Below are 25,355 nucleotides of genomic sequence, written 5' to 3'. Positions count from 1 at the left end.
GGACGGGTGGCCCGTGGCGTTGCCCAGGTTCACCAGACGGCCTTCCGACAGCAGGATGATCTTCTTGCCGTCCGGGAATTCGATATGGTGGACCTGCGGCTTGATCTCGTCCCACTTGAAGTTCTTCAGGCCGGCGACCTGAATCTCCGAGTCGAAGTGGCCGATGTTGCAGACGATGGCATTGTTCTTCATCTGCCGCATGTGTTCGACCGTGATGACGTCCTTGTTGCCGGTCGTCGTCACATAGATGTCGGCGCGGCCGGCGCTGTCGTCCAGGGTCTGGACTTCATAGCCTTCCATCGCGGCCTGAAGTGCGCAGATCGGGTCGATCTCGGTCACGATCACGCGGGCGCCGCCCTGGCGCAGCGAAGCGGCCGAGCCCTTGCCCACGTCGCCGTAGCCGCAGACCACGGCGACCTTGCCCGACAGCATGACGTCGGTGCCGCGACGGATGGCGTCGACCAGGGATTCACGGCAGCCGTACAGGTTGTCGAACTTGGACTTGGTGACGCTGTCGTTGACGTTGATGGCGGGGAAGGGCAGCTCGCCCTTTTCGGCCATCTGATACAGGCGGTGCACGCCCGTGGTCGTCTCTTCCGACACGCCGCCGATGGCGTCGCGGATGGCCGAATAGAAGCCGGGCTTCTCGGCGATGTAGCGTTTCATCACCTTGAAGAGGGCTTCTTCCTCTTCGTTCTGCGGATTGGCCAGGACCGAGATGTCCTTCTCGGCCTTGGGACCGAGCACGCAGAGCAGGGTGGCGTCGCCGCCGTCGTCCAGGATCAGGTTCGGATAGCCGCCGTCAGCCCATTCGAAGATCTTGTGCGCGTAGTCCCAGTATTCTTCCAGGGTTTCGCCCTTGGTGGCGAAGACCGGGGTGCCCGAGGCGGCGATGGCGGCGGCGGCGTGGTCCTGGGTCGAGAAGATGTTGCACGAGGCCCAGCGGACTTCGGCGCCCAGGGCTTCCAGCGTCTGGATCAGAACGGCCGTCTGGATGGTCATGTGCAGGCTGCCGGCGATCCGGGCGCCCTTCAGGGGCTGGCTGGCGCCGAACTCTTCGCGCAGGGCCATCAGGCCCGGCATTTCCGTTTCGGCGATCGCGATTTCCTTCTTGCCCCAATCGGCCAGAGAGATGTCGCGAATGATGTAGTCGGTCATGGGGGCTCCTGGCCGCAGCGGATTTTCCAGCCCTCATAGCCTGTGGAGCATGAAGGAGCAATAAACACATAAGGATATCCTTATATGCACTATGCCCGATGTCGGGCTCAGCAGTTTCTTAAGCGATCGGCGTTAGGGCATAAGGCATGGAACGCCGCGCTCTTCTCGGTCTCGCCCTCGTCGCGACGGCCGCCGCCTCAACCCCCGCCAGAGCCTCGTCGAGCGGCGGGGCCGCCCCGTCGGCCGACACCTATTTCCGCCTGCCGGTCGTCACCGGCTCGATCCTGCGTCCCGGCGGCCGGCGCGGCGTGCTGTCGGTCGAGGTCGGGGTGGATGTGCCCGATGCGGCCCTGCGCACCCGCGCCCAGCAGTCGGCGCCGCGTCTGCGCGCCGCCTACAACACCGCCGTCCAGCGGTTCGCCACCGGCCTGCGTCCCGGCGCCGCGCCGAACATCGATCAGCTGGCTGCGGATCTGCAGGCCGCAACCAACACCACCCTGGGCCGCGCCGGGGCCCGGGTCCTGCTCGGCACGGTGATGGCGCTTTAGGCCGCCGCTGCGAGGGCTTCAGCCGACGCGCGGCGACTTCAGGCGGCGCTTGTTCGAATGGGTCGGCGGCGCCGCGCCCAGATCCTCGGGCACCTCGCCCTTGAAGTAGTAGCGCTGCCAGGCCTCCTTGGCCGCGTCGGGATCGCCGCCGGCCAGACGCTGGTTGAAGTCGGTGCGGGCGCGGTTCCAGGCCTCGAACTGGCCCTTCATCACCGGGTTGGATTCCAGGGTGCGGATCACCGGCTGGAACTGTTCGACCTTCTTGTGCTCGATCAGATTGATGAAGCAGAAGGGTTCGCCCTTCTCGAACTTCACCCGGCCCGGCCGCGTGAAGATCCAGTTCATCGTGAAGGGGAAGGGCAGCCAGTCGGTCTCGATCAGGCCGACCAGGGGCTGGATCCCGTCCTTCAGATGGTTGGGCGAGCCGGAGCACATCATTCCCCAGCCCGGCGGCGTGCGGAACAGATACTGCGGATGCATGGTCAGCACCCCGCGCGAAAAGTGCGAGGTGACGAAATGGTCCAGGTCATGCTGGGGCCGGTCGGGCGTGATGACGATGTCTTCCTGACGCGGCCCGCCGTTCCATTCGGCCGAGAAGCCGAACGGGCACAGGATCTCCCACCCCGTGGTGTTGGCCATGGTCAGCGGCAGGCAGCGATAGGGGTGGCGGCTGATGAAGGCGTCCATCCAGTTGCGCGACTGGCGGCCGGGCACCAGATCCGGCGGCCGGGCCGTCATCGGATAGCATTCCAGTTCCAGCGGGCGCGTCTGCACGGTATCGACCATGGGTCTTTCCTAACGCCGCAAACGCGACTGCTCAACCATGACGCCACACCCCGCTTTCGACCGTGACGCCCTGAGCGCCTGGCTGACCGAACATGGCGTGGTCCACACGACCCACGACCACCCGGCCGTCTTCCGCGTCGAGGAGGGCCTGGACCTCAAGGCCGACCTGCCCGGCGCCCACACCAAGAACCTGTTCCTGAAAGACCACAAAGGCCGGCTTTGGCTGATCTCGGCCCGCCAGGATACGGTCATCGACCTGAAGCGCGCCGCGACCGCCATGGGGGCGGGCCGGCTGTCGTTCGGCAATGAAGCCCTGATGTGGGAGACGCTGGGCGTGCGCCCGGGGTCGGTCACCGCCCTGGGCCTGATCAACGACGTCGAACGCCGCGTGACCTTCGTCCTGGACCGGCGGCTGTGGGAGGCCGACATCGTCAACTTCCACCCCTTGATCAATACAGCGACCACGTCTCTGGAACAGGCGGACTTTCGCCATGTGCTGACGGTCTTGGGGCGAGAGCCGGTCGTGGTGGATTTCGGCGCCCTGGCCGGCTGAACCCAAGGTGCGGGGTGGAGGATAGGCCTGTCGTCCGGCCAAAAGGCTGGAACCGCGTTTCATGCGCCGCCTCTCTTTCGGCCCCGCCCGAAGTCCGCTACCGGCACAGGAGATCGCACGCCGATACTGTGCGTCCTGAGGCGTCAGTATGTTTGGACCCAAGCCCGTTTCTCAAGCCGACCGACGCGGCGAGCCCCGTCGTGCGGTCAATGCGCGGGGCGTCGTCTGTGCGCCGGGGGTGGAGACGGCCTGCGTGATCGTCGATCTGTCGGACGGCGGCCTGAGGCTGAGGCTTGACCGGGGCGCGGCCCTGCCGCCCGAAGTCGTCGTGGTGGATGTCGCCGAGGCGGTGGCCTATCCGGCGACGGTGGTCTGGCAGAAGGGGCAGGAGGCGGGGCTGAGACAGACCGGGGCCAAGTCCCTGCGCGGCCTGGCCCCGGCGCGGCTGATCGGGGCGCGCGACGCCTGGATCAGGGCCGGCGGGCGTTAGGCCCGTTACAGACCCGCCGGCATGGTTCCGGCGTTGATGGCGATGCGGCCGACCAGGCCCTTGACGATCAGGTCCAGGGCCGAACCCTCGCGATAGTCGGCGGCGGCGACGAAGTTCACCCGGTCCTCGGAGATCAGGGAATAGACCTTCTTCTGGTCCCTCTCGTTCGAGCGGGGATCATAGACGGCGATCGAGAAGCCGCCCTTGGTGTGCATCATCTTCATGGTCGGCACGTCGGTGTCGCCGTCGCCGATGAAGATCATCCGTTCGAACGGGACCGGCCGCTGCTCATCGGGGATGAAGTGGTTGATCCGTTCGTGCTCCCAGTGGTTGTTCACCCCCTTGTTGATGCGGAACAGATACTGGGTCTTGGTGGTGTAGTTGACGCCCACCGCCGGCCAGGCGGCCTCGCCCTTGTCGTCATAGACATAGTGGGAGGCGAAGACGTGGGTCAGGGCCGGGCGGATCGGCGTGCCCTCGATCATCTCCTCCAGGCCGGCGGAGACGATATAGTGTTCGATCTCCAGCCCGTAGCGCGCGCCGAAGGCGTTCATCCGGTCGAACCAACTGAGGTCCTTCAGGCCCTCGAACAGGGCCACGGCCTGGCCGTGCCGACGCAGGGTCTCGCGCGTCACCGGCTCCCCGTTCTGGCGCGCGTGGTGGAGCATCAGCTGCATGTACATCAGGATGCCGTCGCCGTCGGCCTCCTTGGTCATGCGCTCGGCCTCTTCCCAGAAGGCGCCGATCCCCATGCCGACGGACGGAATGAAGCTGACCTCCTGCATATTGCCGCGCGCCAGGGTGCCGTCGAAATCATAGATCAGGGCGGTCTTCAGCAAGGGCTTGTCGCCAGTGGGGGCGTCGGACATCGGGCGGGCTCCAGAGCGTCGGTCGGACCCCGCCCTCTATATCAGCCCGCCGTCGGCGTCGATTGTCGCCTCTGGCCGAAGCTTGGGGCCGCCGTCTTCTGCTCGGCCCAGTAGTCGGCGCCCGTGGTCGGCTTGAACATGGTGCGCGGCGTCCCGTCGCGCGCCACCACGGCGAAGGTGTTGGTCGAGGCCTGATAGATCAGGGTGTCGCCGTTCGGGCGTTTCACCGTCTCGGCGTCGCGCGGCGGCTTGGTGGTGAAGGTGGTGACCTTGTCCAGATAGTCCTCGGCCGAGCCCGCGCCGAAGTCGGCTCCGTTGCGGGCATAGAGGCGGGCGATCTTGTCATCCACCGTCTCGCGGCGGCTGGCCGTCAGCGCCGGCTTGGGCTGGGCGGCGGCGGGGGCGTCGTCGCCCCCCGTCCTGGTCGCCGCCAGGGCCAGAGGCGTCGCCTCGGCCGTTCGGTCGCGCGTCTGGACCGCCGAGGCGTTGTCGCACCCCGACAGCGCCATCACCGCCAAACCGACCATCATCAGCCCCAGTCCTGCGGCCGCACCCTGTCGCTTGTCAGACGTCATCCTCGCCTCCCCGTTCGGACACCCGCTTGCCGCGAGATAAGCACAACCTTTATGTTCCCGCAATGTTCTTTTCGGCCGTCTCGACGGCGTCGCCTTGGGCGGCTAGACGAAGGCCATGGACAGCCGCCCCCTGACGAACCGGAAACTGCTGCTGATCGTCGGCGGCGGCATAGCGGCCTACAAGGCGCTGGAGCTGGTGCGGCTGATCGCCAAGGCGGGCGGACAGACGCGGGTGATCCTGACCGAATCCGGGGCCGAGTTCGTGACCCCCCTGTCGCTGGCGGCCTTGAGCGGCCATCCGGTGCGGTCGGGCCTGTTCCATCCGGACGACGAGACCAGCATGGGTCATATCGAGCTGTCGCGCTGGGCCGATCTGGTGGTCGTGGCGCCGGCGACGGCGGGGCTGATCGCCAAGGCGGCCAACGGCCTGGCCGACGACCTGGCCTCGACGACCCTGATCGCCACAGACAAGCGGGTGCTTCTGGCGCCGGCGATGAATGAGCGGATGTGGGAACAACCGGCGGTTCAGGCCAATATGGAGCGGCTGAAGGCCTTCCCCGGCTTCCATGGCGTGGCGGTGGTCGGACCGGACGACGGCGAGATGGCCTGCGGCGAATACGGCCCCGGCCGGATGGCGGAACCGGCGGCGATCCTGGAGGCGATCCAGGGCCTGCTGGCGGGCGCCGGCGGGCGGCCCCTGGCGGGTCGCAAGGCCGTGGTCACGGCCGGGCCGACTTTCGAGCCCATCGACCCGGTGCGAGGCCTGACCAATCGCTCCAGCGGCAAACAGGGCTACGCCATCGCCGCCGCCCTGGCCGAACTGGGGGCGGAGGTGACCCTGGTATCCGGACCCACGGCCCTTGGCGCGCCCGTGGGCGTGACGCGGATCGACGTGGAGAGCGCGCTGGAGATGCAGGCGGCGACCCAGGCCGCCTTGCCGGCCGACATCGCCGTGCTGTCGGCCGCCGTGGCCGACTGGCGCGTGGACACCATCGCCGGCGGCAAGATCAAGAAGGGGCCGGGCGGGCCGCCGACCCTGGCCCTGATCGAGAACCCCGACATCCTGGCCGGGATCGCCGCGCCGGGCCCGAACCGGCCGACCCTGGTGATCGGCTTCGCCGCCGAGACCACGGACCTGGAAGCCAACGCCCGCGCCAAGCTGTCGCGCAAGGGCTGCGACTGGATCATCGGCAACGACGTGTCCGACGACGTCTTCGGCTCGGACGGCAACGCCGTGCTGCTGGTCACCGCCGACAAGACCGAAACCTGGCTGCGCCAATCCAAGACCGCCATCGCCCAGGCCGTCGCCGCCCGTATCGCCGACCATTTCAAGAGTTCAGAATGACCCAACCCGTCGCCGTCCAGATCCTGCGCCTGCCCCACGCCGAGGGCCTGCCCCTGCCGGCCTATGAGACGGCGGGATCGGCCGGGATGGACCTGCGCGCGGCCGTGCCGGAGGACCAGCCGATGACCCTGGCGCCGGGCCAGCGCGCCCTGGTGCCCACGGGGCTGAAGATCGCCTTGCCGCTGGGCTACGAGGCCCAGGTGCGGGCGCGCTCGGGCCTGGCGCTGAAGCACGGCATCATCTGCCCCAATGCACCCGGCACCATCGACAGCGACTATCGCGGCGAGTGCGGCGTGATCCTGGCCAATATCGGCGCCGAGCCCTTCGTCATCCGCCGGGGCGAGCGGATCGCCCAGCTGGTGATCGCCAAACACGAGCGCGCCGACTGGGTCGAGGTCGAGACGCTGGACGAGACCGCGCGTGGGACGGGCGGGTTTGGGTCGACGGGGCGGTAGAGGACGCTCGACGCCTGATCCGTCTAGCGAACTCCTCCGCCAGACCGCCGACGATACCCCCATGATGCGACAGATACAGAAAGGCCCGCCGGACTCCGGCGGGCCTTTTCGTCTTCAGCTGTCGCAGAAGACCTTAGTTCTTGGCGTCGTTGGCGCCGGTGGTCACGGCCGAACCGGCGGCAGAGACGTCACGGCCGACGCCGGCGACGGTGTTGCAGGCCGACACGGCCAGGGCGGCGGCGACGAGGGAGAGGGTGATGATCTTGCGCATGGTGGAAACCCCTTGTTGGTATGGTCAAGCTCCGTCCCAACGCCGAGCTTGGCCTTAAGTTGCATGGCCGTGCGCCAGATCGGCTTGATGCGTTGTCGTGACGCTTGCACCGGGCGACGGCTGCCCCGAAGGTGGTCCCTTCGTTTCCTGAGGGGTGTTCATGCGTCGTCTTCTGATCTCGTCCGTCGCCGTCCTGGCGGTGCTGTCCGGGGTTCCAGCCCTGGCGCAAACGCCAGCCATGGCGCCGACCGCCGCGCCGGCGGCCCAAACTCAGAGCGAGGACGCGCGGCTGAACGCCTTCTTCGAAGAGGCTTTCCAGGCCCGCATCGCCCTCAGCCCGCAACAGATGACGTCGCTGGGGATCAAGACCGATTACGACAAGCTGGACGATGTCTCAGACGCCGCCGCCGACCGCGCCCTGACCCTGTCCGAAAGCCAGCTGGCGCGGATGAAGGCCGAGTTCGACCCCGAGAAACTGGGGCCTCAGGCACGGTTGTCGTGGCGGATGTTCGAATACGGGGTGCAACAGGCGCGGCTGTCGAACCAGTGGCGCGATTGGGGCTTTCAGTTCGCGGCCAACGGCAATCCGACCACCAGCCTGCCCGTTTTCCTGATCAATAACCACCGCGTCTCCAGCGTCGCCGACGCCGAAGCCTATGTCGCTCGCCTAGGCGCCGCCCAGGTTCAGATGGGCCAGGTCGCCGACGAGCTGCGCCAGCGTGCGGCGGCGGGCGTGGTCTCGCCCCGCTTCGTCTTTGAACCCTCCATCGCCAATACCCGCAACGTCATCTCCGGCGCCCCGTTCGACGATGGGGCGGACAATCCGGTCTGGGCCGACTTCAACAAGAAGGTTGCGGCGCTGGACGCGGATCAGGCGACGAAGGACCGGTTGCTGTCCGAGGGACGCGCCGCCCTGACCGGCCCCTACAAGGCCGGGTTCGACACCGTGCTGGCGGCCCTGGCCGAGGTTCAGCCCATGGCTGACAGCGACGCGGGCGTGTGGCGCCTGCCGCAGGGCGAGGCCTATTACAACGCCCGGCTCCAGCTCTCGACCACCACCGACCTGACGGCCGACCAGATCCACCAGATCGGCCTGGACGAGGTCGCCCGCATCCAGGCCGAGATGGAAGTCATCAAGGCCCAGGTCGGCTTCACCGGCACGCTGCAAGAGTTCTTCGTCTTCCTGAAGACAGATCCGCGCTTCCAGTATCCGAATACGCCTGAGGGCAAGGAACAGTATCTGACCGACGCGCGCGGCTTCATCGCCCAGGTGATGGCGGCGGCGCCCCAATGGTTCTCGACCCTGCCCAAGGCGGCGCTGGAGGTGCGGGCGGTCGAACCGTTCCGCGAAGCCACGGCCTCGATCGCCTTTTATAATTCGCCGGCGCCGGACGGCTCGCGGCCGGGCATCTATTACGTCAACCTGTCGGACATGACCCAGGTGCTGAAGCCCCAGATCGAGGGCATCAGCTATCACGAAGGCGCGCCGGGCCACCATTTCCAGATCGCCTATGCGCAAGAGATCGAGGGTCTGCCGCGCTTCCGGCGCTTCGGCGGATACGGCGCCTACGCCGAAGGTTGGGGGCTCTATGCGGAGCAGCTGGGCAAGGAGATGGGCTTCTATCAGGATCCCTATTCCGACTTCGGCCGGCTCTCGACCGAACTGTGGCGCGCGGTGCGGCTGGTGACCGACACCGGCCTGCATTCCAAGCGCTGGAGCCGCGAACAGGCGATGGACTATTTCCGCCAGAACTCCCTGCTGTCCGAGCGCGACATCGAAAAGGAAGTCGAGCGCTACATCACCAATCCCGGCCAGGCGACCAGCTACAAGATCGGCGAGCTGAAGATCGAGGAGCTGCGCGACCGAGCCAAGGCGGCCTTGGGCGACCGGTTCGATATCAAGGACTTCCACGCAGTCGTCCTGGGCTCCGGCTCGGTGCCGCTGGACGTGCTGGAAGACCAGGTGGACGGATGGATCGCGGCGGGCGGCGGGGCGCCGGCCGCATGAACGACGACTATGCGCTGACGGCGGAGACACCATCGATCAGAGACTATCTGCGGCTCAGGGTCAGCGCCGGGCTGAGCCCTAAGGCTGAGGCCAATGCGACCGCAGGCCTGCCGAACACCTGGTTCGCCGTCGTCGTTCGCAAGGACGATCAGGCTGTCGGCATGGGCCGGATCATCGGTGACGGGGGTCTGTTTTTTCAGATCGTGGACATCGCCGTCGAGCCCGCACACCAAGGGCGAGGTCTCGGAAAGGCGATCATGACGGCCCTGATGGACCAGCTGCACCGCGACGCCCAAGGCGCCTACGTCAGCCTCATCGCGGACGGGGAGGCGAACCGACTCTATGCACAATACGGCTTCGAGCCGACGGCGCCGAAGTCCATCGGCATGGCTCAGGTGATCCGCTGACGCGCATTTCGCTCAGGTTTGTTGTATGAGCCGCCGCCATGCCCTTCACCGCGACCGTCCTGACCATGTTTCCCGAGGCCTTTCCCGGCCCGCTCGGCGTGTCGCTGATCGGCACGGCCTGGCGCGAGAAAGGCTTGTGGAGCCTGGGTACGGTTGACATTCGCGCCTTTTCCACAGATACGCGCGGCTTCCTGGATGACACCCCTGCGGGTGGCGGCCCGGGAGCTGTGCTTAAGGCGGACGTGGTGGCTCGGGCGGTGGATAGCCTTCCGGGACCGAAACGGCCGCTTGTGTACATGAGCGCCCGGGGTCGACCCCTGACCCAGGCGCGCGTCAAGGAATGGGCGAAAGCCGACGGGATCGTCGTGCTGTGCGGCCGTTTCGAGGGGGTGGATCAGCGGGTGCTGGACGCACGCGGGTTCGAGGAGGTCTCGGTCGGAGACGCGGTGCTCGCCGGCGGCGAGGCGGCGGCCATGGTCGTGATCGAAGCGTGCGTAAGACTGATCCCCGGCGTACTCGGCGCGGCAGACAGCCTGTCGTCCGAAAGCTTCGAGGACGGGCTTCTGGAACATCCGCAGTACACGCGACCGCGGACGTTCGAGGGGCTTGAGATACCCGAGGTGCTGCTGTCGGGCGACCACAAGAAGGTCGCCAAATGGCGCGAGGCGCAGCGGGAAGAGACCACGCGGGAGCGACGACCAGACCTCTGGGAAGCGCATCTCGCCAAATCACAGGCAAAGAGCGCAAAGCTCGAGGAGAAATGAAATGAACATCGTTCAACAGCTGGACGCCGAAGAAAAAGCCCGCGTTCTGGGCGAACGCACCATCCCGGTCTTCCAACCCGGCGACACCCTGCGCGTCAATGTGAAGATCAAGGAAGGCGAGCGCGAGCGCGTCCAGGCCTTCGAAGGCGTCTGCATCGCCCGTGACGGCGGCGGCATCAGCGAGACCTTCACCGTCCGCAAGATCTCGTTCGGCGAAGGCGTCGAGCGTAAATTCCCCATTCTGTCGCCGAACATCGAATCGATCGAAGTGAAGCGCCGCGGCGTCGTGCGTCGCGCCAAGCTCTATTATCTGCGTGATCGTCGCGGCAAGTCGGCCCGTATCGCCGAACGCCAGACGGTCCGTCCCGTTAAGGGCGTCGTGGTTCCGGAAACCGGTTCGGCCGCCAAGGCTGACGAATCCTGATTCACCTCAGGATGCGCTGAGGCGCTTCGCGCGGCTTGAGCGCGGATCGTGCTGAAATGACGAAGGCCCCGGCGATTGCGCCGGGGCCTTTTTCAATGGGCGGGGATTGCGCCTACTGCGGATACAGCGGGTTGGACGCGTCCCTCTGGCCTTCCAGGCTGCGATTCAGGTCGTGAACCTCGTCATGGTCGGCCTTCACCAGAGCGTAGGCCCGGCGGATCGTCTCGCGGGTCGTGGCTGAGATATTGGGGTCTTCAAGCGCCTTTTCGAACTTGGCGGCGATGAAGCCTTCGCCGCTGTCGATGGAGCCGACGACGGTGTCGTCGTTGCGCAGCAAGGCGTGTTTGACGTCGAGGAAGGCGCGGTGGGCCTTGGCCAGGATCGACCCCTTGGATTCCGGGTCGCCGCCCAGACCCCGCACGGCTTCCGACAGGTCGTCGGCAACCTGCTGCCTCTCGATGCTGCGGCGTTCGAACAGGCTGGTGTAATCGGGGTCGCGGGTTTCCGTGGCGGCTTCGCCATAGCCGTCGGCGCTGTCCAGGGTCGTTTCGATCAGGCCGTTCAGAACCTTGATGTCGTGGGCGTTGGGATTGCTCATCTCGTCCGTTCCTTCCGCTGTGGCGGTCAACCGGCGAAATGGCCCGGAGCGGCGAAGGTTGCCGCCTGCGACATCAAAGTTTGGTGCGCAGGGACCACAGTTCCGGGAAGCAGCGCTTGGTCAGGGTCGAGGCGAGATAGGCCGCCCCCTCGGTGCCGCCGGTGCCGCGTCGTCGGCCGATGATCCGCTCGACCGTCACCACATGCTTGTGGCGCCAGGTCAGCAGGGCGTCGTCCAGATCGACCAGCTTCTCGGCCAGCTGATACAGGGCCCACCAGCGCTCGGTGTCGCGATAGACCTCCAGCCAGGCCGCCTCGACCGCTTCGGACGGTTCGTAGGGCTGGGTCACGTCGCGGTTCAGCACCTCGGCCGGGATGGGCAGGCCGGCCTTGGCCATCTGGGCCAGGGCGTCGTCGTACAGGCTGGGGGCGGCGATGGCGGCCTGGAGCGCGGCCAGGGCCTCTGGCCGATCCGCGTGGAACTTCAGAAAGCTGGAATCCTTCAGGCCCAGCATGGCCTCGAACCGACGGAACTGATCGCTCTGGAAGCCTGACGACGAGCCCAGCGAGCCACGGAACCGCAGATAGTCCGACGGAGTCATCGTCGAAAGGATGTCCCAGCTGTGGGTCATCACCGCCTGGATGCGCGAGACCCGAGCCAGGCTCTTGTAGGCCGGGACCAGGTCGCCGGCGCGAACCAGCTGCTGGGCCAGGGCTGTCTCGTGCAGGATCTGCTTCAGCCACAGTTCCTTGGCCTGATGGATGACGACGAACAGCATTTCGTCGTGCTGATCCGACAGCGGATGCTGGGTCGAAAGCAGGTCGTCCAACGCCAGATAGCCGGCGTAGGTGATGTCGCTGGATTGGGTCATGCGCCGCTATCGCCCGCGAGGGTCCGGCGCGCAAGCCGAGCTAGTGCTGACCTTGGCTCGAAGCGTTCGAGGCGATCTGACGGCCGGCGTCGAAGGCGTCGCGGGCGCCTTTGTAGATGAAGCCGTAGGTCGGATAGACGGTCGTGCCCAGGCCGTTGATCGGATTGTACCAGACCTTGACCTGAGACCAGTCGTTGGACGGCGAGACGTCCACGACGGTGACGTTTTCTTCGACCTTGCCGCGGCTGCCGCCCCAGTTGGCGTGGGTCACGCGGACCACGCGATCAGTCAGAATGTCGGAGACGACGGCGACGTGGCCCCGGTTCATGCGGCCCTCGGGACGGAAGACCAGGACCGAACCCGTTTCCGGGGCTTTCCCGGTGCGGAAGCTCTCTGAGGCCTGACGCCACCAGGTCCAGGCGTCGCCGAAGATGTTGATGCCCGAGAACATGCGGGCGAAGGTGACGCACTGCCAATACGGCTCATCGGCCTTTGCGGAAACGGGCGTGACGCCCAGCGCAAAAAATCCGAGGGTCGCCGCAACCGCGGCGGCTTTGAGCCGTTTCATCATGCTTAGGTCTCGTCCCGACTGCCGATGGTCTTTTTAGACCATAGGAAATTAGGATTGAAAAACCCTTTTCGGCGTATCGCCGTCCTGCGGTTTGTCGCTTGACGCTGTTTTCCGTCCTTGCGCCATCCCTCTCAAAGCCTTGCGAGCCGGGTGTTCCACCAGGTGGTACGACACGGCCGCAACGACCGGCAAAAGCGCCAGAATCGCCAACCACACGAAAAGTTGAAGCTGCTTGTCCGGAGCATCGGTCAGCTTGGCCGCGAGGTTAACGGCCAGCAGTTTCCACGGTACGCAGACCATATAGACCGAATAGCTGATCTCCCCCAGATAGACCGCCGGCCTGGAGGCCAGCCATCCGGCCTGCTCGTTCGGCAGGGAGGCCAGGGACAGGATCAGGGCGCCGGCCAGCAGAACGGTGATCCCGTCCCACAGGCCCAGGGCCGCGCTGAGCACCATCAGGCAGAACGACACGGCCGAGGCGGTCCAGGGCGCCTTCAGCGGCGCCTTGCGGTAGACGAGGTACAGGGCGCAGCCCAGGGCGAAACAGGGCACGATCCGCAAGGCGCCCCAGCGGATGGTCGCCTCGGTCAGCGGGAAGCCCGCAACGCGCTCGAACCCGTAATAGAGCACCGCCAGAAAGGCCGCCGCACCGACCACAGCCGCCACCGGCTTCTCACGCGCGCGCCAGAAGACGAAGGCGAACAGGGGGAAGCACAGATAGGCGAACCATTCCGCCGAGATCGACCAGGACGGATGGTTCCAACCGGCGACGGGGGCCAGGCCCCAGGCGTGGACCATCAGCAGATTGGCCGGAAGCGAGGCCCAGGACAGCACATTGCCGTCCACGCTCATGCCCGCGACCAGGGCGGCGGCGGCCAGAAGGCCCACCCCGACCAGGGTCGCGATATGCAGGGGATAGACCCGCGCCACCCGCGCCCAAAGGAAGCCGCGATACGAAAACCGCTTCTCGCCCGCCGACTGAAGATAGACGTGGCTGAGGATGAAGCCCGACAGGACGAAGAACAGTTCGACCCCCAGATAGCCCTTGTCCACCAGACCGGACGACCCGGCGCCGGCCAGGTTTTCCCAGAAGGTGTAGACGGCCACCCAGATCGCCGCCCCGAAACGCAGGGCGGTGATGGGGCGCAGGTCGGCAGGAGTCTGGACGGGGGTCATGGTCTCACCTTGGCACGTCAGGCTTGTCGAACCGTGAAGGCCCGCAAGCGCCGTGCCTCCGCCGCCCTATCCCACCCAGGTCCCGTGGAAGCCTGCGGGCAGGGCGATGTCGGCGGCCCAGGAGGCGACCGGCCCGTCCTCGACATGGGCGGCGTCATAGACGTGCAGTTCGGTGCGGCCCTCGCGCAGATTGATCGACGGCCCGACCAGCCAGGCCTCCGCTTCGGCCGTCGCGCCGGACTTGGGTACGAAGACCGTCTCCTCGACGATCTTGTGAAGACCGAAGTCGAAACCTTGCGATCGGCCGGTCTTCCAGTCCTGGACCGCCAGGCCGGTCGGCAGGGGGCGGCCGCGCGTCTCGCCCGAGGTGTGAGCGGTCAGGCTGCGGACCAGGCCGGCGCGGCGCGGATCCGACTTGGGAAACTCGCCCACCGTCTCGCTGGTGAACATCTCCGCCGCGCCATCGGGGCGAAGGGTGATCAGGGCCAGTTTCGCCGGGTCGCCCGGCACGACGCCATGGCCTTCGACCAGCACCCGCGCCCCGTCGACGGCGAAGCGCGGATCGCCGCTGGCGGCGACGTCGAAACGGATCGTGCCGTCGCGTTCGGCCCAGGCGTCGCCCAGATGAAAATGGAAGAAGCCGGGCAAGTCGTAGATCCGGCGCTGCGTCAGGTCGTCCTTGTCCAGCACCATGACCTGGGTTCCCGTCTCGGGTCGCCATACCAGGCCGTTGATGATCGGCATGGCCTGGCGTTCCTGGATCCACGGCTGGAGCACCAGAATCAGGTGCCGGTCGGTGGCGGTGAAGTCGTGCATATAGCTGGCGCGCGGCAGACGGATGATCTCGGCGTGCTTGAGGCCGCCATCAGGATTCAACCGCCAGATCACGGCCTGGTCTCCGGCCGTGCCGACATTCCAGATTGAACCGTCGGGCGCGCGGCGGGGGTGGGCCTGGAACGGCATGCCCTTCAGGTCGTCGCGCAGGGTGACGAAGCTTCGGGTCGACAGGTCGGACGCATCCATGGCCAGCGGAGAGCCGCCTTCCCACAGAGCCCAGATCTGGTTTCCCGCCGCCATGACGGCCGTGTTGGCGGCGTTGGCGTCGTCGTTCGAGCCGACGCGAGCGCGGGCGTCGCCGCGCGTGCCGAAGCCGGGCGTGACGACGGCGTCCAGTTCGGTCTCGGCCCGGCGCTTGGGCGTATCGGCGAACCGGGCCTCCAGCGTGGCCTGGCCGTCGTGGATGCGGAACGCCCGCATCAGGCCGTCGCCGTCGAACCAGTGGGTGACCGATCCGCCCGGACGCCGGAACCGGCCCGGTCCGTTGCGGAACAGGGCGCCCTCAAGCCCCGCCGGCGCCCGGCCGTGGATCAGGCGCATCGTCTGACGCGGCAGGTCGCCCTCGACGTCGCGGGTGGCCAGGGCCCAGTCGGCCGTGGCGGCGACGTCGAGGGCTGCAGCGGCGCGGACCATCTCGGGCGTGGCGACGGCGGCCGACAGGGCGGCGGCGCCCATCAGGAAGGAACGGCGGGACGGGGTCATGGTCTGGCTCCGGACAGGGTCTGATTATTTCAGGGCGATGGTTTGGACGACCGCGCCGGTCGCTGTGAACTTCGCGCGCGCCCAGGACGCCGGACCCATGTTTCCGGCGGCGTTGTTCGAGAAGGCGAAGGGCTCGATCGGCATGCCGAATGGGTTGGTGTTCATCTTCCCGTCGCCATCGATGTCGTGAAAGGCGCGCATGGCGTAGTCGCCGTCCGGCAGGTCCTCGAACCGGACCTGTTTGGAAGCGGCTGCTGCGTCCACCATGGCGTAACGAACCGGCTGGCCCTCGCCGCCATAGTTGGCCTCGCTGTTGAAAAGGGCGACCATGATCCGCCCGGTCGGCGCAGCGACGTCGAAGTCGAAGGTGATGTCTGCGGCCAAGGCGGAGGTCGACGCCAGGGCGGTTGCAAGAGCGGCGGAAGCACAAAGGGCGGAAAGGGTCTTCATGGCGGGCGTCCTGTTCATGCCGGGCCGACGACCGGCCCTCGATGACCTGACCCTGAAGACGAGGGCACGCCTTCACCATCGGACATGCGGGAATGGCCACCCGGCCTTCGTGAATGACCGTCTCCGCCGCCGACGATGCGCGTGTCGCCGCCCACTCAAGGCGTTTTTGCGCCCCATCTCGCTGCTACAGCGCGTTACATGTCGAAACGCGCGCGACATCAGTCCCAGCCGGGCCTGTGGCAGTCTGTACGCGTTACGGCCTGGTGGCGGAGTGGCTACGCGGCGGGCTTGCAAGCCCGAAAACCCTCCGTTCGACTCGGAGGCCAGGCCTCCATCCTCTCCTTGCCGTCAGAGAAAGGAGTAGGGGTCGACGTCAACCGTCAGCCGGACAGAGGCGGGGATCTTCACTCGCGCCAGCCAGGCGCGCAGGAAGGCCTGAAGGTTCACATCGCGGTCGGCCCGCACCAGCAGCCGCTTGCGGCGCCGTCCGCGCACCAGGGCCAGGGGGGCGTCGGCGGGGCCATAGACCTCCAGCCGTTCGGCGTTGGGAATGGCCTGGGCCAGGTCGGCGGCGACCTTCTCCACCGCCGCCGCATTCTCGCTGGACAGGATGATCGCCGCCAACCGGCCGAACGGGGGCAGGGCGGCGGCTTCCCGCTCGGCCATCTCCGCCTCGACGAAGGCGTCCCGGTCGCCGGCCGCCAGGGCCTGAAGCACCGGATGTTCGGGGGTCCAGGTCTGCAGCAGGGCGCGGCCCGGCCGATCCGCTCGGCCCGCCCGCCCCGTCGCCTGGGCCAAGAGCTGATAGGTGCGCTCGGCCGCCCGCAGGTCGCCGCCCCGCAAGCCCAGGTCCGCATCCACCACCCCAACCAGGGTCAGGCGGGGGAAGTTGTGCCCTTTGGCGGCGGCCTGGGTCGCGACCAGGATGTCGATCTCCCCGTCGGTCATCCGCTGGATCAAGGCCCGCGCCGACTTTGCGTCGGGCACGGTGTCAGAGCTGAACACCGCCGTCCGCGCCTCGGGGAACAGCTGGCGCACCTCCTCCTCGACCCGTTCGACGCCGGGTCCGACCGAGACCAGCGAGTCCTCGGCCCCGCACGAAGGGCACAGTTTCGGCCGCGCCATGGAGAAGCCGGTCAGGTGACAGACCAGACGGCCGGTATAGCGGTGCTCGACCAGCCAGCTGTCGGTATCCGGCGCCGTCAGCCGGTGCCCGCAGACGCGGCACAGGACGACGGGCGCATAGCCACGCCGGTTCAGGAACAGCAGGGTCTGCTCTCCCCGCGCCAGGGTCTCGGCCACCGCCAGACGCAGCGGTTGCGACAGCCAGGTCTGGGGATCGGGCGTGTGCTGGCGCAGGTCCAGCAGTTCGATATCGGGCATCACCGCAACGCCGTGACGCGCGCCCAGCTTCAGCCAGTCATACCGCCCAGCCTGGGCGTTCCATAGGGTCTCCAGCGACGGGGTTGCCGAGGCCAGAACCACGGCCGCCTTTTCGATCCGCGCTCGCGCCACCGCCAGGTCGCGCCCGTGATAGACCAGACCCTCTTCCTGTTTGAACGAACTGTCGTGCTCCTCGTCCACCACGATCAGCCGCAGATCGACGAAGGGCAGGAACAGCGCGGACCGGGCGCCGACCACGATATTGCACCGGCCGGCGACCACCGCCTCCCACACCTGACGGCGGCGGGGCGGGGCGACGCCGGAATGCCATTCGGCCGGGGCGGCGCCGAACCGGGCCGTGATCCGCTCGATCAGGGCCTGGGTCAGGGCGATCTCGGGCAGAAGTATCAGGATCTGCGCCGCCGGGTCGGCCCGCAGCACCCGCGCGATCGCCTCCAGATAGGCCTCGGTCTTGCCCGACCCCGTGACGCCGTCCAGCAGGAAGGGGCGAAAGCCGCCGCCGGTCACGCCGTCGGCCAGGGCCGCCGCCGCCGCCGCCTGGTCGCCGTTCAGGGTCGCTGGCGCGTGGTCGGGGTCGGGCCGGTCGAACGCCGCCTCGGCCGCGATCTCGACGATCTCCAGAACACCCTCGTCGATCAGGCCCTTGACCACCCCCGACGACACTCCGGCGGCGCGCGCCAGATCGGCGCCCGCCATGGCGCGCTCGCCCAGGGCCTCCAGCACGCCCGTCCGGGCCGGGGTGGTGCGTGACGGCTGACGGTCGCCGACCCGCCGCACCTTGCGTTCCGGCCGGGGACGCGGCGCGCGCAGCCCCTTCAGCGCGGTCGCCGCCATTTCGCCGGGCGGAGACAGGGTCCAGCGCCCGGCCCATTCGACGAAGTCCATCACGCCTGCGGGCAGGGCGGGATCGTCCAGTCTCGACTCGACCGATTTCAGCCGTCGGTTGGAGCCGGTGGTCTCGAACACCTCGGCCACCACGCCCCGGATCAGCCGCGGCCCCAGCGGCACGGCGACCTGATCGCCGCGGGCCAGCGTCATGCCTTCGGGCGCCTCGTAGTCGAAGGCTTCCGGCACGGGCAGGGGAATGAGGACCGAGGCGACTTTCACCGAACTTCGCCCTCGGCTATGAAGCCGTCCATGAAACTCTTTCTCGATACCGCCGACGTCGCCGTCATCAAGGACATGATCCCCACCGGCATGGTGGACGGCGTCACCACCAATCCGTCGCTGATCGCCAAGTCGGGTCGGAACATCGCCGAGGTCATCGCCGAAATCTGCGCCCTGGTCGAGGGGCCGATTTCCGCCGAGGCCGTCTCGCTCGATTTCGAGACCATGGTCAAGGAGGGCGACAAGCTGGCCGCCATCGCCCCGAACGTGGTCGTGAAACTGCCCCTGACCTGGGACGGCCTGCGCGCCTGCCGCGTCTTCACCGACAAGGGCATCAAGACCAACGTCACCCTGTGCTTCTCGGCCGCCCAGGCGCTGCTGGCCGCCAAGGCGGGCGCCACCTTCGTTTCGCCCTTCGTCGGCCGGTTGGAAGACAATGGCGCCGACGGCATCGCCCTGCTGGAAGAAATCCGCGTCCTGTATGACGTGCACGGTTTCGAGACCCAGATCCTGGCCGCCTCGCTGCGTAACGTCGCCCATGTGGCCGCCGCCGCCGTCGCCGGATCGGACGCCGCCACCTTCGGCGCCGACACATTCAAGGCTCTGGTAAAGCACCCGTTAACCGACAGAGGTCTTGATGCCTTCGTGGCGGACTGGGCCAAGACCGGTCAGTCCATCCTGTAAATCGCGCGTCACGGAGAGGTCTGTTTGAGCGGCTCATTGGACCTTTTCGAAACCTCCGAGGCGGAGGCCGTCCCCCACCTGGGCGACGGCCTGCACTGGCCCGAGGTGCGCGGCTGGCTTCAGACCCATCCCCAGACCCTGCTGGACGATCGCTCCCTGCTGGAGGAGATCGGCCTGCGTCCGCACGGCCGCAATGTGGTCGAGTTCGGCGCCGCCGCCCTGACCCGGCTCGAAGCCGTGGTCGAGCGCGAAACCGGCGCCCGGCGCGAGGTCGAGACCATCGCCCGCGCCAATTTCGCCGCCCAGACCCAGACACACGTCGCCGCCCTGGACCTGATGGAGGCGCGCAATCATTCCGACCTGGCCCGCCGTCTGGATGCGGCGGCCCAGGGCCGGTTCGGCCTGGCCGGCGCCGCCATCGCCATGGAAAAGCCGGGCGGCGTGCCCTTCGGCTGGCGTGCGCTGGAGACCGGCGCCGTGGACAATCTGCTGGGCGAACACGGCCTGACCTGGCTGGGGCCGGGGTTCGAGGGGCTGGACCTGTTCGGCGCGGCCGGGGATCAGGTCAAGTCGGTCGCCCTGATCCGCATGACCCCGCATCTGACGCCGGGCGAACCGCCGCGGTCCTGCCTGTGCGCGTTCGGCTCGCCCGAGGACGCGGGTTTCACTCCCACAATGGGCTGCGAACTGGCCGCCTTCCTGGCCAGGGTGGTGGAGCGGATGGCCGAGCGATGGCCGGTGTTGAACTGACTTTCCGCACTCCGCACACCGTCACCCTCGGGCTTGACCCGAGGGCCGGGCGCCCCGTCGCAAATGCGTATGGGTCGGCGCACGATCACCGCCGCACGTCTCGCTCAACGCCCGATCCTCGGGTCAAGCCCGAGGATGACGGACAGGAAACGGGCGGATGACCGCCGCCGAGGCCCTGCTCGCCTGGCTCGAGCATCTGGCGCATGAGCGGCGGCTGTCGCCCCGCACCCTGGAGGCTTACGGCCATATCGGCCGGCTCTATGTCGCCTTCCTCGAACGCCATCGCGGCGAGGCCCTGACGTTGAAGACTCTGGGAACCGTCACCGCCGCCGAGGTCCGCGCCCATCTGGCGGACCGCCGATCCGGCGATAATCCCCTGGCGGCCCGGTCCCTCAGCCAGACCCTGTCGGCCATTCGCGGCTTTCACGCCTTTCTGGACCGACGACTGGACACGCCCGCGCCCCAGCTGGCTTTGGTGCGCGGTCCCCGGATCAAGCCGTCCCTGCCCCGGCCGGTGACTGAGGACCAGGCGCGCGGCCTGTTGGCCGAACCTGACGCCGATCCGGACGCCGAGCCGTGGGAGCCCGCGCGCGACCGCGCCGTCCTGACCCTGCTCTACGGCTGCGGTCTGCGGATCTCCGAGGGCCTGTCCCTGACCCTGGCCGATGCGCCCTTGGGCGAAACCCTGCGTATTCTCGGCAAGGGCTCCAAGACCCGGATCGTCCCGGTGCTGCCCGCCGTCCGCGCGGCGGTGGACGCCTATCTGGCGCTCCAGCCCTTTCCGCTTCAGCCGTCCGACGCCCTGTTCCGCGCCCGGCGGGGCGGGCCGCTCAGCCCGCGTCACGTCCAGGCCTCGGTCCAGCGGCTGCGCGGTCGGCTGGGCCTGCCCGAACGCACCACGCCCCACGCCCTGCGCCACAGTTTCGCGACCCATCTGCTGGGCGCCGGCGCCGACCTGCGCTCGATCCAGGAACTGCTGGGCCACGCCAGCCTGTCGACGACCCAGAAATACACCGGCGTCGATGCGGAACGCCTGCTGAACGCCTATGCGGCGGCCCATCCGCGCGCCTAGACAAAGCGAAACGCGTCTTTACAGCCGGGCGCAACGACGCCTGCCGACCGACCATCACGGATTATGGATTACAGGCCGGGTCGTGCGGGTTGCGCCGGACGGTTCAGCCCCTCAATCCGGGACGGGCCGAACTCGCGCCCCAGGGCGCGTGGCTGGTCCGGCACGGCAAAGCTGATCGGAGCGGGGCAGTTGTTCTGGTCGCGGCGCTCAAGCAGCAGGTAGCGCCGCACCTGACCGTCATCTCGCGAACGATCCAGCAAGGAGGCCGCAGCGCCCGCCGACGAAGGCGAAGCCGCCTCCGCCTGAAGAAGATAGTCGCTGCACCGGCTCATGGCCTGATCCACGACCGGAGCGATCCGCACCATGGGCTGATCAACCGGGGGCGTCGGATGAACGATCACGGCCGCGTCCGACAGGGCCAGAATCAGCAAACTCAGCATCGGAGTCCTCCAGGTTCTGGCTCCATCCTAAACCTGCAACTGCGGATTGACTAGATCGCCTTCACCGCCCCGCCGTCCAGTCGGATCAGGGATCCGGTGACATAGGCGGCCAGGGGGCTGGCCAGGAAGGCGGCGGTGGCGCCGAACTCCTCGGTCGCGCCGATCCGGCCGACGGGGACGGATTTCACGGATTCGGCGCGGGCCTCCTGCGGCGTGACGCCGGTGCGTTCGGCCGTCGCCTGGTCCAGGCGTGCGATGCGCGGGGTGTCGATCCGGCCCGGCAACAGGGTGTTGACCGTCACCCCGTCCGGCCCGACCTCATTGGCCAGGGTCTTGGCCCAGGCGGCGACCGACGCCCGCAGGGTGTTGGACACCCCCAGGGCGGCCGACGGCTCGACAACGGTGATCGAGGCGACGTTCAGGATCCGCCCCCAGCCGGCAGCCCGCATGCGTGGCAGCACCCGATCAGTCAGGCGGAAGACCGACAGCACCATGGATTCGAAATGATCGCGCCAGACCGACGGCTCCAGACCCGACACGCCCGACGGTGGCGGCCCGCCGGTGTTGTTCAACAGAATCTCGATATGTCCGCCCAGGAGTTCCTCCGCCAGGTCGGCGGCCCGCATCAGGGCCTCGTGGTCGGCCAGGTCCGCCGTGACCACCGCCGCCTTGCCCGGCCCCATGGCGTTCAGTTCGTCCGCCACGGCCTGAAGCTTGACCGCGTCGCGCGACAGCAGGGCCACATGGGCACCCTCGGCCACCAGGGCCGTGGCCACGGCCCGGCCCAGACCGGACGAACCGCCGCAGATCAGGGCGCGTTTGTGCGCGAGTTTCAGGTCCATGGTCGGCTCCTTGCGTCGGTTCAGACGGCGGATATCGGGTTTCCGGGGCGTCAGCGCAACGCGGCGTTAACCGACGCGGCGCACCATCCTCTCCATGTGGCCGCCGGCACCCGTCCGGACCGGCCGTGGAGGGCCGGCCCATGTCGACCAAGATGACCTCGAGCGTGCGTCGCCACAGCGACCATTTCGAGCCGCAGGACACCGATCCGCACGAGCAGCGCCGCCTGCGCGGCCAGCTGGAGCAGATCGACTACGCCGCCTATGTCGCCAACAAGGAGCTGATCGGCCACACCCTGACCGGGCTGGACGCCGCCTCCTTGCAGAAACTGGCCGTCCTGACCGCCAGCGCCCGCGCCAAATGGGCCGCTGAGGCCCTGCGCCTGGCCCACTCCGGCTCCCCCGTCACCGCCGACCAGGTCGCCCGCCTGACCGCCGCCCGCACCGCCTTCGACGAACTCGCCGAGGTCTATGAAGCCCTGCGCCGGATGGTCGAGCGCGGGTATGTGGTGTTGAAGTAGGGTCAAGCGGCCGTTCTGTCGCTCCGGAACCGCGAGGGGCGTCGTTCCGTTTGAAGCGCCATGTCCCTTAAACGCTCTCTTCCAATCCTTGCCCTGGCAGGCGCAGCCGTCGCCCTGACCGCCTGCGCCACCTTCCAGCGCGGCCCTGTCGGCAACACCGCCGTTCCCCAACCGGCCCAAGCCGTCGATCTGAACCGCTACGCCGGTCTCTGGTACGAGATCGGCCGCTACGAGAACGGGTTCGAGCGCGGCTGCGAGGGCGTCACCGCGCGATACGTCGTGCGCGATGACGGCCTGGTGGGGATACTGAACTCATGCCGCCAAGGCGGGCTGAACGGCGACGAGAAGACCGTCGAGGGCAAGGCCAAGATCGTCGAGGGAAGCCTGAACGCCAAGCTGAAGGTCTCGTTCTTCGGTCCCTTCTACGTGGGCGACTATTGGGTGCTCGACCGCGCTGACGACTATTCGTGGTCCATCGTAGGTGAACCTTCTGGCCGCTATCTTTGGCTTATGAGCCGTACGCCCCAGCCGTCTCGCGACGTCCGCGACACGATCCTGCGCCGGACCCGAGAACTGGGCTATGATCTGTCCATTATGCGTGAAACGCGGCAGCCCTAGGCCGCAGCCCCAGAATATAAGTCATTGTCTGATAACGCCTGGTGGAGCCGAGGGGAGTCGAACCCCTGACCTCGTCATTGCGAACGACGCGCTCTACCAACTGAGCTACGGCCCCGTTTCCAGTGCTGGATCGGGCCTCCAGGCGAGCGCGGGACATAGAAGGCGGGCAGGCGTGGTGTCAACGGGCTTGTGCGCGCAATCGAAGCAGGCGCGCGAGGGGCGTTGTCGGAAGGGGGCGGGACAGGCTAAAAGCGCCGCTCGCTCAAGCAGGAGAAGCGTCCATGGGTTTCGCCATCGTCTGGCTGGTCAACGCCGTCATCAGTCTGATGATCTGGTTCATCATCGCCCAGGCGATCCTGAGCTGGCTGGTCGCGTTCGACGTGATCAACTACCGCAACCGTTTCGTCTATTCGGTCGGCACCTTCCTGGACCGGATCACCGCGCCCCTGCTGGAGCCGTTCCGCCGCATCATCCCGAACCTGGGCGGAATCGACATTTCGCCCATCGTGGTGATCCTGCTGCTTCAGTTCGCCAGCGTCCTGTTCAACCGCGCCGCCGCCCCCGCCCTGATCGGGCTTCTGGGCTGAGACGGGGCGTCAGGCCGCACGGTCCGGGCGGACACGGTGCGCGGGATTCTCATGGGCGGGGACGATTCCACCCTTGCGCCGCGCCGCCACCTTCCTAAAGGTGCCCGCCCCGACCATTTTTGACCACGGTTCATGAGCACGATCACCACAGTCGCCGTCCTGGGCGCCGGACAGATGGGCGCAGGCATCGCCCACGCCGTGGCCCTGGGCGGCTATTCGGTCCGACTCTATGACGTGGCCGCCGCCCGGCTGCCGCTGGCCCAGGGCGAGATCGCCGCCAGCCTGTCGCGCCATGTGGCGCGCGGCCTGATCGGCCAGGCCGAGGCCGACGCCGCCCTGGCCCGCATCACCGTCACCGAGGCCATCGCCGACGCCGTGACCGGCGCCGACCTGGTGATCGAGGCCACGCTGGAGGACGAGGCGGTCAAGAAGAGCGTCTACGCCCAGGTCGCGCCGCACCTGGGGCCGCACACCCTGCTGGCCTCCAACACCTCCTCCATTTCGATCACCCGCCTGGCCTCGGCCTCGGACCGGCCCGACCGGTTCATCGGCCTGCACTTCATGAAGCCGGCGCCGGTGATGAAACTGGTCGAGATCGTGCGCGGCATCGCCACCTCGGCCGAGACCCATTCGGCCGCCGTCGCCTTCGCCGAGAGCCTGGGCAAGACCACCACCGACGCCGAGGACTTCCCCGCCTTCATCGTCAACCGCATCCTGGTGCCGATGATGAACGAGGCGATCTTCGCCCTGTACGAAGGGGTCGGCAATGTCGCCTCGATCGACAAGGCGCTGCGCCTGGGGGCCAATCATCCGATGGGGCCGCTGGAGCTGGCGGACTTCATGGGGCTGGACGTGGTCCTGGCCATTATGAACGTGCTGTACGACGGGCTGGCCGACAGCAAATACCGGCCCTGCCCCCTGCTGGTGAAATATGTCGAGGCCGGCTGGCTGGGCCGCAAGAGCGGACGCGGCTTCTACGACTATTCCGGCGATACGCCGGCGCCGACGCGATGAGCCGGTTCGAAAGCTATAACGATCTGCCGGGCCAGGCGACGATCCATTCGCGCCCGGCGCCCCTGTATCCGATCCTGGCGTCCGTCGCCGGCGCGGCCTGGCCGCCGCTGCTGCTGACCCTGCCGCTGTGGCCGCCCCACGCCGTCGCGTTCGGCCGCGATCTGGACTGGCGTCTCATGGTGCTGCTGATCGGCCTGGTCGTGGTGCCTCTGGGCCTGTGGCGCATCATCGTCGAGCGCCGTCACAGCGGCCGGCCGGGCTCGCGCCTGGGCGTGGTGTGGCGGTTCATGCTGTTCGGCGGACTGGCGGCGGCCGCGCTCCAGGTGGCGATGGCCCTAGGGATGGTGGTCTCGGGTTGGCTCGAGGCCGGCGACGTGATGCAGGCCCTGGGCGCGACCGAGACGACCCTGCTGATCTACGGCGTCGGGGGCCTGCCCATCGCCATGATCGTGGGCGTCAGC

At 67.8% G+C, this 25,355-nt stretch carries 31 protein-coding genes and 2 tRNA genes; 18 read left to right on the top strand and 15 right to left on the bottom strand.

The window, feature by feature from the left end; translation table 11 throughout:
* On the bottom strand, positions 1 to 1,158 hold a 1,158-nt coding region (ahcY, locus tag Q7J26_RS07000), incomplete at its 3' end, for an adenosylhomocysteinase (protein ID WP_304935770.1).
* Positions 1,159 to 1,304: 146 nt separating this feature from the next.
* On the opposite strand from ahcY, the gene Q7J26_RS06995 reads away from it, so the two are divergent.
* On the top strand, positions 1,305 to 1,706 hold the full coding sequence (locus tag Q7J26_RS06995) for a Tat pathway signal protein (RefSeq protein WP_304935769.1): 402 nt from the start codon (positions 1,305 to 1,307) through the stop codon (positions 1,704 to 1,706).
* 18 nt (positions 1,707 to 1,724) lie between these two features.
* Here the strand turns inward: Q7J26_RS06995 and Q7J26_RS06990 are convergent, their stop codons facing one another.
* A complete protein-coding gene (locus tag Q7J26_RS06990) occupies positions 1,725 to 2,492 on the bottom strand; it encodes a DUF6065 family protein (RefSeq protein ID WP_304935768.1) in 768 nt (255 codons plus the stop codon).
* 37 nt (positions 2,493 to 2,529) lie between these two features.
* Here Q7J26_RS06990 and Q7J26_RS06985 point away from each other — a divergent pair, with 37 nt between their 5' ends.
* On the top strand, positions 2,530 to 3,045 hold the full coding sequence (locus Q7J26_RS06985; RefSeq protein ID WP_304935767.1) for a prolyl-tRNA synthetase associated domain-containing protein: 516 nt from the start codon (positions 2,530 to 2,532) through the stop codon (positions 3,043 to 3,045).
* Positions 3,046 to 3,193: 148 nt separating this feature from the next.
* Complete coding sequence (locus Q7J26_RS06980) at positions 3,194 to 3,535, top strand: PilZ domain-containing protein (protein WP_304935766.1); 342 nt, start codon at positions 3,194 to 3,196, stop codon at positions 3,533 to 3,535.
* Between the two features lie 5 nt (positions 3,536 to 3,540).
* On the opposite strand, the gene Q7J26_RS06975 is transcribed toward Q7J26_RS06980, so the two are convergent.
* Together Q7J26_RS06975 and Q7J26_RS06970 are read right to left on the bottom strand one after the other, a co-directional pair.
* Positions 3,541 to 4,404 (bottom strand): HAD family hydrolase, encoded by an 864-nt coding sequence (locus tag Q7J26_RS06975; protein WP_304935765.1) that lies wholly within the window; start codon positions 4,402 to 4,404, stop codon positions 3,541 to 3,543.
* Positions 4,405 to 4,445: 41 nt separating this feature from the next.
* Positions 4,446 to 4,979, bottom strand: a complete 534-nt coding sequence (locus tag Q7J26_RS06970; protein WP_304935764.1) for an S-type pyocin family protein — start codon at positions 4,977 to 4,979, stop codon at positions 4,446 to 4,448.
* Positions 4,980 to 5,094: 115 nt separating this feature from the next.
* Between Q7J26_RS06970 and coaBC the strand changes: the two genes are divergently transcribed.
* Together coaBC and dut are read left to right on the top strand one after the other, a co-directional pair.
* Complete coding sequence (coaBC, locus tag Q7J26_RS06965) at positions 5,095 to 6,324, top strand: bifunctional phosphopantothenoylcysteine decarboxylase/phosphopantothenate--cysteine ligase CoaBC (RefSeq protein WP_304935763.1); 1,230 nt, start codon at positions 5,095 to 5,097, stop codon at positions 6,322 to 6,324.
* Positions 6,321 to 6,779, top strand: a complete 459-nt coding sequence (gene dut, locus Q7J26_RS06960) for a dUTP diphosphatase (protein ID WP_304935762.1) — start codon at positions 6,321 to 6,323, stop codon at positions 6,777 to 6,779. Before coaBC ends, dut begins: the two co-directional genes overlap by 4 nt.
* A 133-nt stretch (positions 6,780 to 6,912) precedes the next feature.
* On the opposite strand, the gene Q7J26_RS06955 is transcribed toward dut, so the two are convergent.
* Complete coding sequence (locus Q7J26_RS06955) at positions 6,913 to 7,050, bottom strand: entericidin A/B family lipoprotein (protein WP_304935761.1); 138 nt, start codon at positions 7,048 to 7,050, stop codon at positions 6,913 to 6,915.
* A 160-nt stretch (positions 7,051 to 7,210) separates the two neighbouring features.
* On the opposite strand from Q7J26_RS06955, the gene Q7J26_RS06950 reads away from it, so the two are divergent.
* From Q7J26_RS06950 to rplS, 4 genes are read left to right on the top strand one after another with little or no spacing between them, the layout of a single operon-like run.
* The gene (locus tag Q7J26_RS06950) at positions 7,211 to 9,058 is read left to right on the top strand and encodes a DUF885 family protein (RefSeq protein ID WP_304935760.1); all 1,848 of its coding nucleotides are present in this window, start codon (positions 7,211 to 7,213) and stop codon (positions 9,056 to 9,058) included.
* On the top strand, positions 9,055 to 9,465 hold the full coding sequence (locus Q7J26_RS06945) for a GNAT family N-acetyltransferase (RefSeq protein WP_304935759.1): 411 nt from the start codon (positions 9,055 to 9,057) through the stop codon (positions 9,463 to 9,465). Before Q7J26_RS06950 ends, Q7J26_RS06945 begins: the two co-directional genes overlap by 4 nt.
* A 38-nt stretch (positions 9,466 to 9,503) precedes the next feature.
* Positions 9,504 to 10,229, top strand: a complete 726-nt coding sequence (gene trmD / locus Q7J26_RS06940) for a tRNA (guanosine(37)-N1)-methyltransferase TrmD (RefSeq protein ID WP_304935758.1) — start codon at positions 9,504 to 9,506, stop codon at positions 10,227 to 10,229.
* A gap of 1 nt (position 10,230) precedes the next feature.
* Complete coding sequence (gene rplS / locus Q7J26_RS06935) at positions 10,231 to 10,653, top strand: 50S ribosomal protein L19 (RefSeq protein ID WP_304935757.1); 423 nt, start codon at positions 10,231 to 10,233, stop codon at positions 10,651 to 10,653.
* 112 nt (positions 10,654 to 10,765) lie between these two features.
* Here rplS and Q7J26_RS06930 read toward each other — a convergent pair whose 3' ends face one another.
* From Q7J26_RS06930 to Q7J26_RS06905, 6 genes are all read right to left on the bottom strand, one after another.
* Positions 10,766 to 11,251, bottom strand: coding sequence for a PA2169 family four-helix-bundle protein (locus Q7J26_RS06930; protein WP_304935756.1), 486 nt, complete (start codon positions 11,249 to 11,251; stop codon positions 10,766 to 10,768).
* Positions 11,252 to 11,324: 73 nt separating this feature from the next.
* Positions 11,325 to 12,122, bottom strand: a complete 798-nt coding sequence (locus Q7J26_RS06925; protein ID WP_304935755.1) for a tryptophan 2,3-dioxygenase — start codon at positions 12,120 to 12,122, stop codon at positions 11,325 to 11,327.
* A 40-nt stretch (positions 12,123 to 12,162) separates the two neighbouring features.
* The gene (locus Q7J26_RS06920; RefSeq protein ID WP_304935754.1) at positions 12,163 to 12,693 is read right to left on the bottom strand and encodes a CHAP domain-containing protein; all 531 of its coding nucleotides are present in this window, start codon (positions 12,691 to 12,693) and stop codon (positions 12,163 to 12,165) included.
* 48 nt (positions 12,694 to 12,741) lie between these two features.
* Complete coding sequence (locus Q7J26_RS06915) at positions 12,742 to 13,869, bottom strand: acyltransferase (RefSeq protein WP_304935753.1); 1,128 nt, start codon at positions 13,867 to 13,869, stop codon at positions 12,742 to 12,744.
* 66 nt (positions 13,870 to 13,935) lie between these two features.
* Positions 13,936 to 15,408: a carotenoid oxygenase family protein gene (locus tag Q7J26_RS06910; protein WP_304935752.1), complete on the bottom strand. Its 1,473-nt coding sequence runs from the start codon at positions 15,406 to 15,408 to the stop codon at positions 13,936 to 13,938.
* Positions 15,409 to 15,432: 24 nt separating this feature from the next.
* Complete coding sequence (locus tag Q7J26_RS06905) at positions 15,433 to 15,858, bottom strand: DUF2141 domain-containing protein (protein WP_304935751.1); 426 nt, start codon at positions 15,856 to 15,858, stop codon at positions 15,433 to 15,435.
* Between the two features lie 257 nt (positions 15,859 to 16,115).
* On the opposite strand from Q7J26_RS06905, the gene Q7J26_RS06900 reads away from it, so the two are divergent.
* Positions 16,116 to 16,192: transfer RNA gene (locus Q7J26_RS06900), tRNA-Ala, on the top strand.
* A 14-nt stretch (positions 16,193 to 16,206) separates the two neighbouring features.
* Here Q7J26_RS06900 and Q7J26_RS06895 read toward each other — a convergent pair.
* Positions 16,207 to 18,369 carry a primosomal protein N' gene (locus tag Q7J26_RS06895; protein WP_304935750.1) on the bottom strand — a complete coding sequence of 721 codons (2,163 nt, stop codon included), beginning with the start codon at positions 18,367 to 18,369 and terminating at the stop codon, positions 16,207 to 16,209.
* A 30-nt stretch (positions 18,370 to 18,399) separates the two neighbouring features.
* On the opposite strand from Q7J26_RS06895, the gene fsa reads away from it, so the two are divergent.
* From fsa to Q7J26_RS06880, 3 genes are all read left to right on the top strand, one after another.
* A complete protein-coding gene (gene fsa, locus Q7J26_RS06890; protein WP_287927566.1) occupies positions 18,400 to 19,053 on the top strand; it encodes a fructose-6-phosphate aldolase in 654 nt (217 codons plus the stop codon).
* A gap of 36 nt (positions 19,054 to 19,089) precedes the next feature.
* The gene (locus tag Q7J26_RS06885) at positions 19,090 to 19,803 is read left to right on the top strand and encodes a DUF484 family protein (RefSeq protein WP_304935749.1); all 714 of its coding nucleotides are present in this window, start codon (positions 19,090 to 19,092) and stop codon (positions 19,801 to 19,803) included.
* 157 nt (positions 19,804 to 19,960) lie between these two features.
* Entirely contained in the window at positions 19,961 to 20,875 is a 915-nt protein-coding gene (locus Q7J26_RS06880; protein ID WP_304935748.1) for a tyrosine recombinase XerC, read from the top strand.
* Between the two features lie 68 nt (positions 20,876 to 20,943).
* On the opposite strand, the gene Q7J26_RS06875 is transcribed toward Q7J26_RS06880, so the two are convergent.
* Together Q7J26_RS06875 and Q7J26_RS06870 are read right to left on the bottom strand one after the other, a co-directional pair.
* Entirely contained in the window at positions 20,944 to 21,315 is a 372-nt protein-coding gene (locus tag Q7J26_RS06875) for a hypothetical protein (protein WP_304935747.1), read from the bottom strand.
* A 50-nt stretch (positions 21,316 to 21,365) separates the two neighbouring features.
* Positions 21,366 to 22,157, bottom strand: a complete 792-nt coding sequence (locus tag Q7J26_RS06870; RefSeq protein ID WP_304935746.1) for an SDR family oxidoreductase — start codon at positions 22,155 to 22,157, stop codon at positions 21,366 to 21,368.
* A gap of 140 nt (positions 22,158 to 22,297) precedes the next feature.
* Between Q7J26_RS06870 and Q7J26_RS06865 the strand changes: the two genes are divergently transcribed.
* Positions 22,298 to 22,675, top strand: a complete 378-nt coding sequence (locus Q7J26_RS06865) for a hypothetical protein (protein ID WP_304935745.1) — start codon at positions 22,298 to 22,300, stop codon at positions 22,673 to 22,675.
* Positions 22,676 to 22,735: 60 nt separating this feature from the next.
* Positions 22,736 to 23,293 (top strand): lipocalin family protein, encoded by a 558-nt coding sequence (locus tag Q7J26_RS06860; RefSeq protein ID WP_304935744.1) that lies wholly within the window; start codon positions 22,736 to 22,738, stop codon positions 23,291 to 23,293.
* A 39-nt stretch (positions 23,294 to 23,332) separates the two neighbouring features.
* Here the strand turns inward: Q7J26_RS06860 and Q7J26_RS06855 are convergent.
* Positions 23,333 to 23,408 (bottom strand) — tRNA-Ala (locus Q7J26_RS06855).
* 166 nt (positions 23,409 to 23,574) lie between these two features.
* Here Q7J26_RS06855 and Q7J26_RS06850 point away from each other — a divergent pair.
* The 3 genes from Q7J26_RS06850 to Q7J26_RS06840 form a co-directional block, all read left to right on the top strand.
* Positions 23,575 to 23,880: a YggT family protein gene (locus tag Q7J26_RS06850; protein WP_008262663.1), complete on the top strand. Its 306-nt coding sequence runs from the start codon at positions 23,575 to 23,577 to the stop codon at positions 23,878 to 23,880.
* 132 nt (positions 23,881 to 24,012) lie between these two features.
* On the top strand, positions 24,013 to 24,894 hold the full coding sequence (locus tag Q7J26_RS06845; RefSeq protein ID WP_304935743.1) for a 3-hydroxybutyryl-CoA dehydrogenase: 882 nt from the start codon (positions 24,013 to 24,015) through the stop codon (positions 24,892 to 24,894).
* On the top strand, positions 24,891 to 25,355 hold a 465-nt coding region (locus Q7J26_RS06840; RefSeq protein WP_304935742.1), incomplete at its 3' end, for a phthalate transporter. The genes Q7J26_RS06845 and Q7J26_RS06840, both read left to right, overlap by 4 nt.

The organism is Brevundimonas sp., assembly GCF_030656255.1.
Taxonomy (GTDB): Bacteria; Pseudomonadota; Alphaproteobacteria; order Caulobacterales; family Caulobacteraceae; genus Brevundimonas.
This window is presented reverse-complemented; position numbering and strand designations above follow the sequence as displayed.

Coding starts and splice junctions, on each gene's coding strand:
- Q7J26_RS06995 (WP_304935769.1), top strand. CDS start 1,305: ATGGAACGCCGCGCTCTTCTCGGTCTCGCCCTCGTCGCGACGGCCGCC.
- Q7J26_RS06990 (WP_304935768.1), bottom strand. CDS start 2,492: ATGGTCGATACCGTGCAGACGCGCCCGCTGGAACTGGAATGCTATCCG.
- Q7J26_RS06985 (WP_304935767.1), top strand. CDS start 2,530: ATGACGCCACACCCCGCTTTCGACCGTGACGCCCTGAGCGCCTGGCTG.
- Q7J26_RS06980 (WP_304935766.1), top strand. CDS start 3,194: ATGTTTGGACCCAAGCCCGTTTCTCAAGCCGACCGACGCGGCGAGCCC.
- Q7J26_RS06975 (WP_304935765.1), bottom strand. CDS start 4,404: ATGTCCGACGCCCCCACTGGCGACAAGCCCTTGCTGAAGACCGCCCTG.
- Q7J26_RS06970 (WP_304935764.1), bottom strand. CDS start 4,979: ATGACGTCTGACAAGCGACAGGGTGCGGCCGCAGGACTGGGGCTGATG.
- coaBC (WP_304935763.1), top strand. CDS start 5,095: ATGGACAGCCGCCCCCTGACGAACCGGAAACTGCTGCTGATCGTCGGC.
- dut (WP_304935762.1), top strand. CDS start 6,321: ATGACCCAACCCGTCGCCGTCCAGATCCTGCGCCTGCCCCACGCCGAG.
- Q7J26_RS06955 (WP_304935761.1), bottom strand. CDS start 7,050: ATGCGCAAGATCATCACCCTCTCCCTCGTCGCCGCCGCCCTGGCCGTG.
- Q7J26_RS06950 (WP_304935760.1), top strand. CDS start 7,211: ATGCGTCGTCTTCTGATCTCGTCCGTCGCCGTCCTGGCGGTGCTGTCC.
- Q7J26_RS06945 (WP_304935759.1), top strand. CDS start 9,055: ATGAACGACGACTATGCGCTGACGGCGGAGACACCATCGATCAGAGAC.
- trmD (WP_304935758.1), top strand. CDS start 9,504: ATGCCCTTCACCGCGACCGTCCTGACCATGTTTCCCGAGGCCTTTCCC.
- rplS (WP_304935757.1), top strand. CDS start 10,231: ATGAACATCGTTCAACAGCTGGACGCCGAAGAAAAAGCCCGCGTTCTG.
- Q7J26_RS06930 (WP_304935756.1), bottom strand. CDS start 11,251: ATGAGCAATCCCAACGCCCACGACATCAAGGTTCTGAACGGCCTGATC.
- Q7J26_RS06925 (WP_304935755.1), bottom strand. CDS start 12,122: ATGACCCAATCCAGCGACATCACCTACGCCGGCTATCTGGCGTTGGAC.
- Q7J26_RS06920 (WP_304935754.1), bottom strand. CDS start 12,693: ATGATGAAACGGCTCAAAGCCGCCGCGGTTGCGGCGACCCTCGGATTT.
- Q7J26_RS06915 (WP_304935753.1), bottom strand. CDS start 13,869: ATGACCCCCGTCCAGACTCCTGCCGACCTGCGCCCCATCACCGCCCTG.
- Q7J26_RS06910 (WP_304935752.1), bottom strand. CDS start 15,408: ATGACCCCGTCCCGCCGTTCCTTCCTGATGGGCGCCGCCGCCCTGTCG.
- Q7J26_RS06905 (WP_304935751.1), bottom strand. CDS start 15,858: ATGAAGACCCTTTCCGCCCTTTGTGCTTCCGCCGCTCTTGCAACCGCC.
- fsa (WP_287927566.1), top strand. CDS start 18,400: ATGAAACTCTTTCTCGATACCGCCGACGTCGCCGTCATCAAGGACATG.
- Q7J26_RS06880 (WP_304935748.1), top strand. CDS start 19,961: ATGACCGCCGCCGAGGCCCTGCTCGCCTGGCTCGAGCATCTGGCGCAT.
- Q7J26_RS06875 (WP_304935747.1), bottom strand. CDS start 21,315: ATGCTGAGTTTGCTGATTCTGGCCCTGTCGGACGCGGCCGTGATCGTT.
- Q7J26_RS06870 (WP_304935746.1), bottom strand. CDS start 22,157: ATGGACCTGAAACTCGCGCACAAACGCGCCCTGATCTGCGGCGGTTCG.
- Q7J26_RS06865 (WP_304935745.1), top strand. CDS start 22,298: ATGTCGACCAAGATGACCTCGAGCGTGCGTCGCCACAGCGACCATTTC.
- Q7J26_RS06860 (WP_304935744.1), top strand. CDS start 22,736: ATGTCCCTTAAACGCTCTCTTCCAATCCTTGCCCTGGCAGGCGCAGCC.
- Q7J26_RS06850 (WP_008262663.1), top strand. CDS start 23,575: ATGGGTTTCGCCATCGTCTGGCTGGTCAACGCCGTCATCAGTCTGATG.
- Q7J26_RS06845 (WP_304935743.1), top strand. CDS start 24,013: ATGAGCACGATCACCACAGTCGCCGTCCTGGGCGCCGGACAGATGGGC.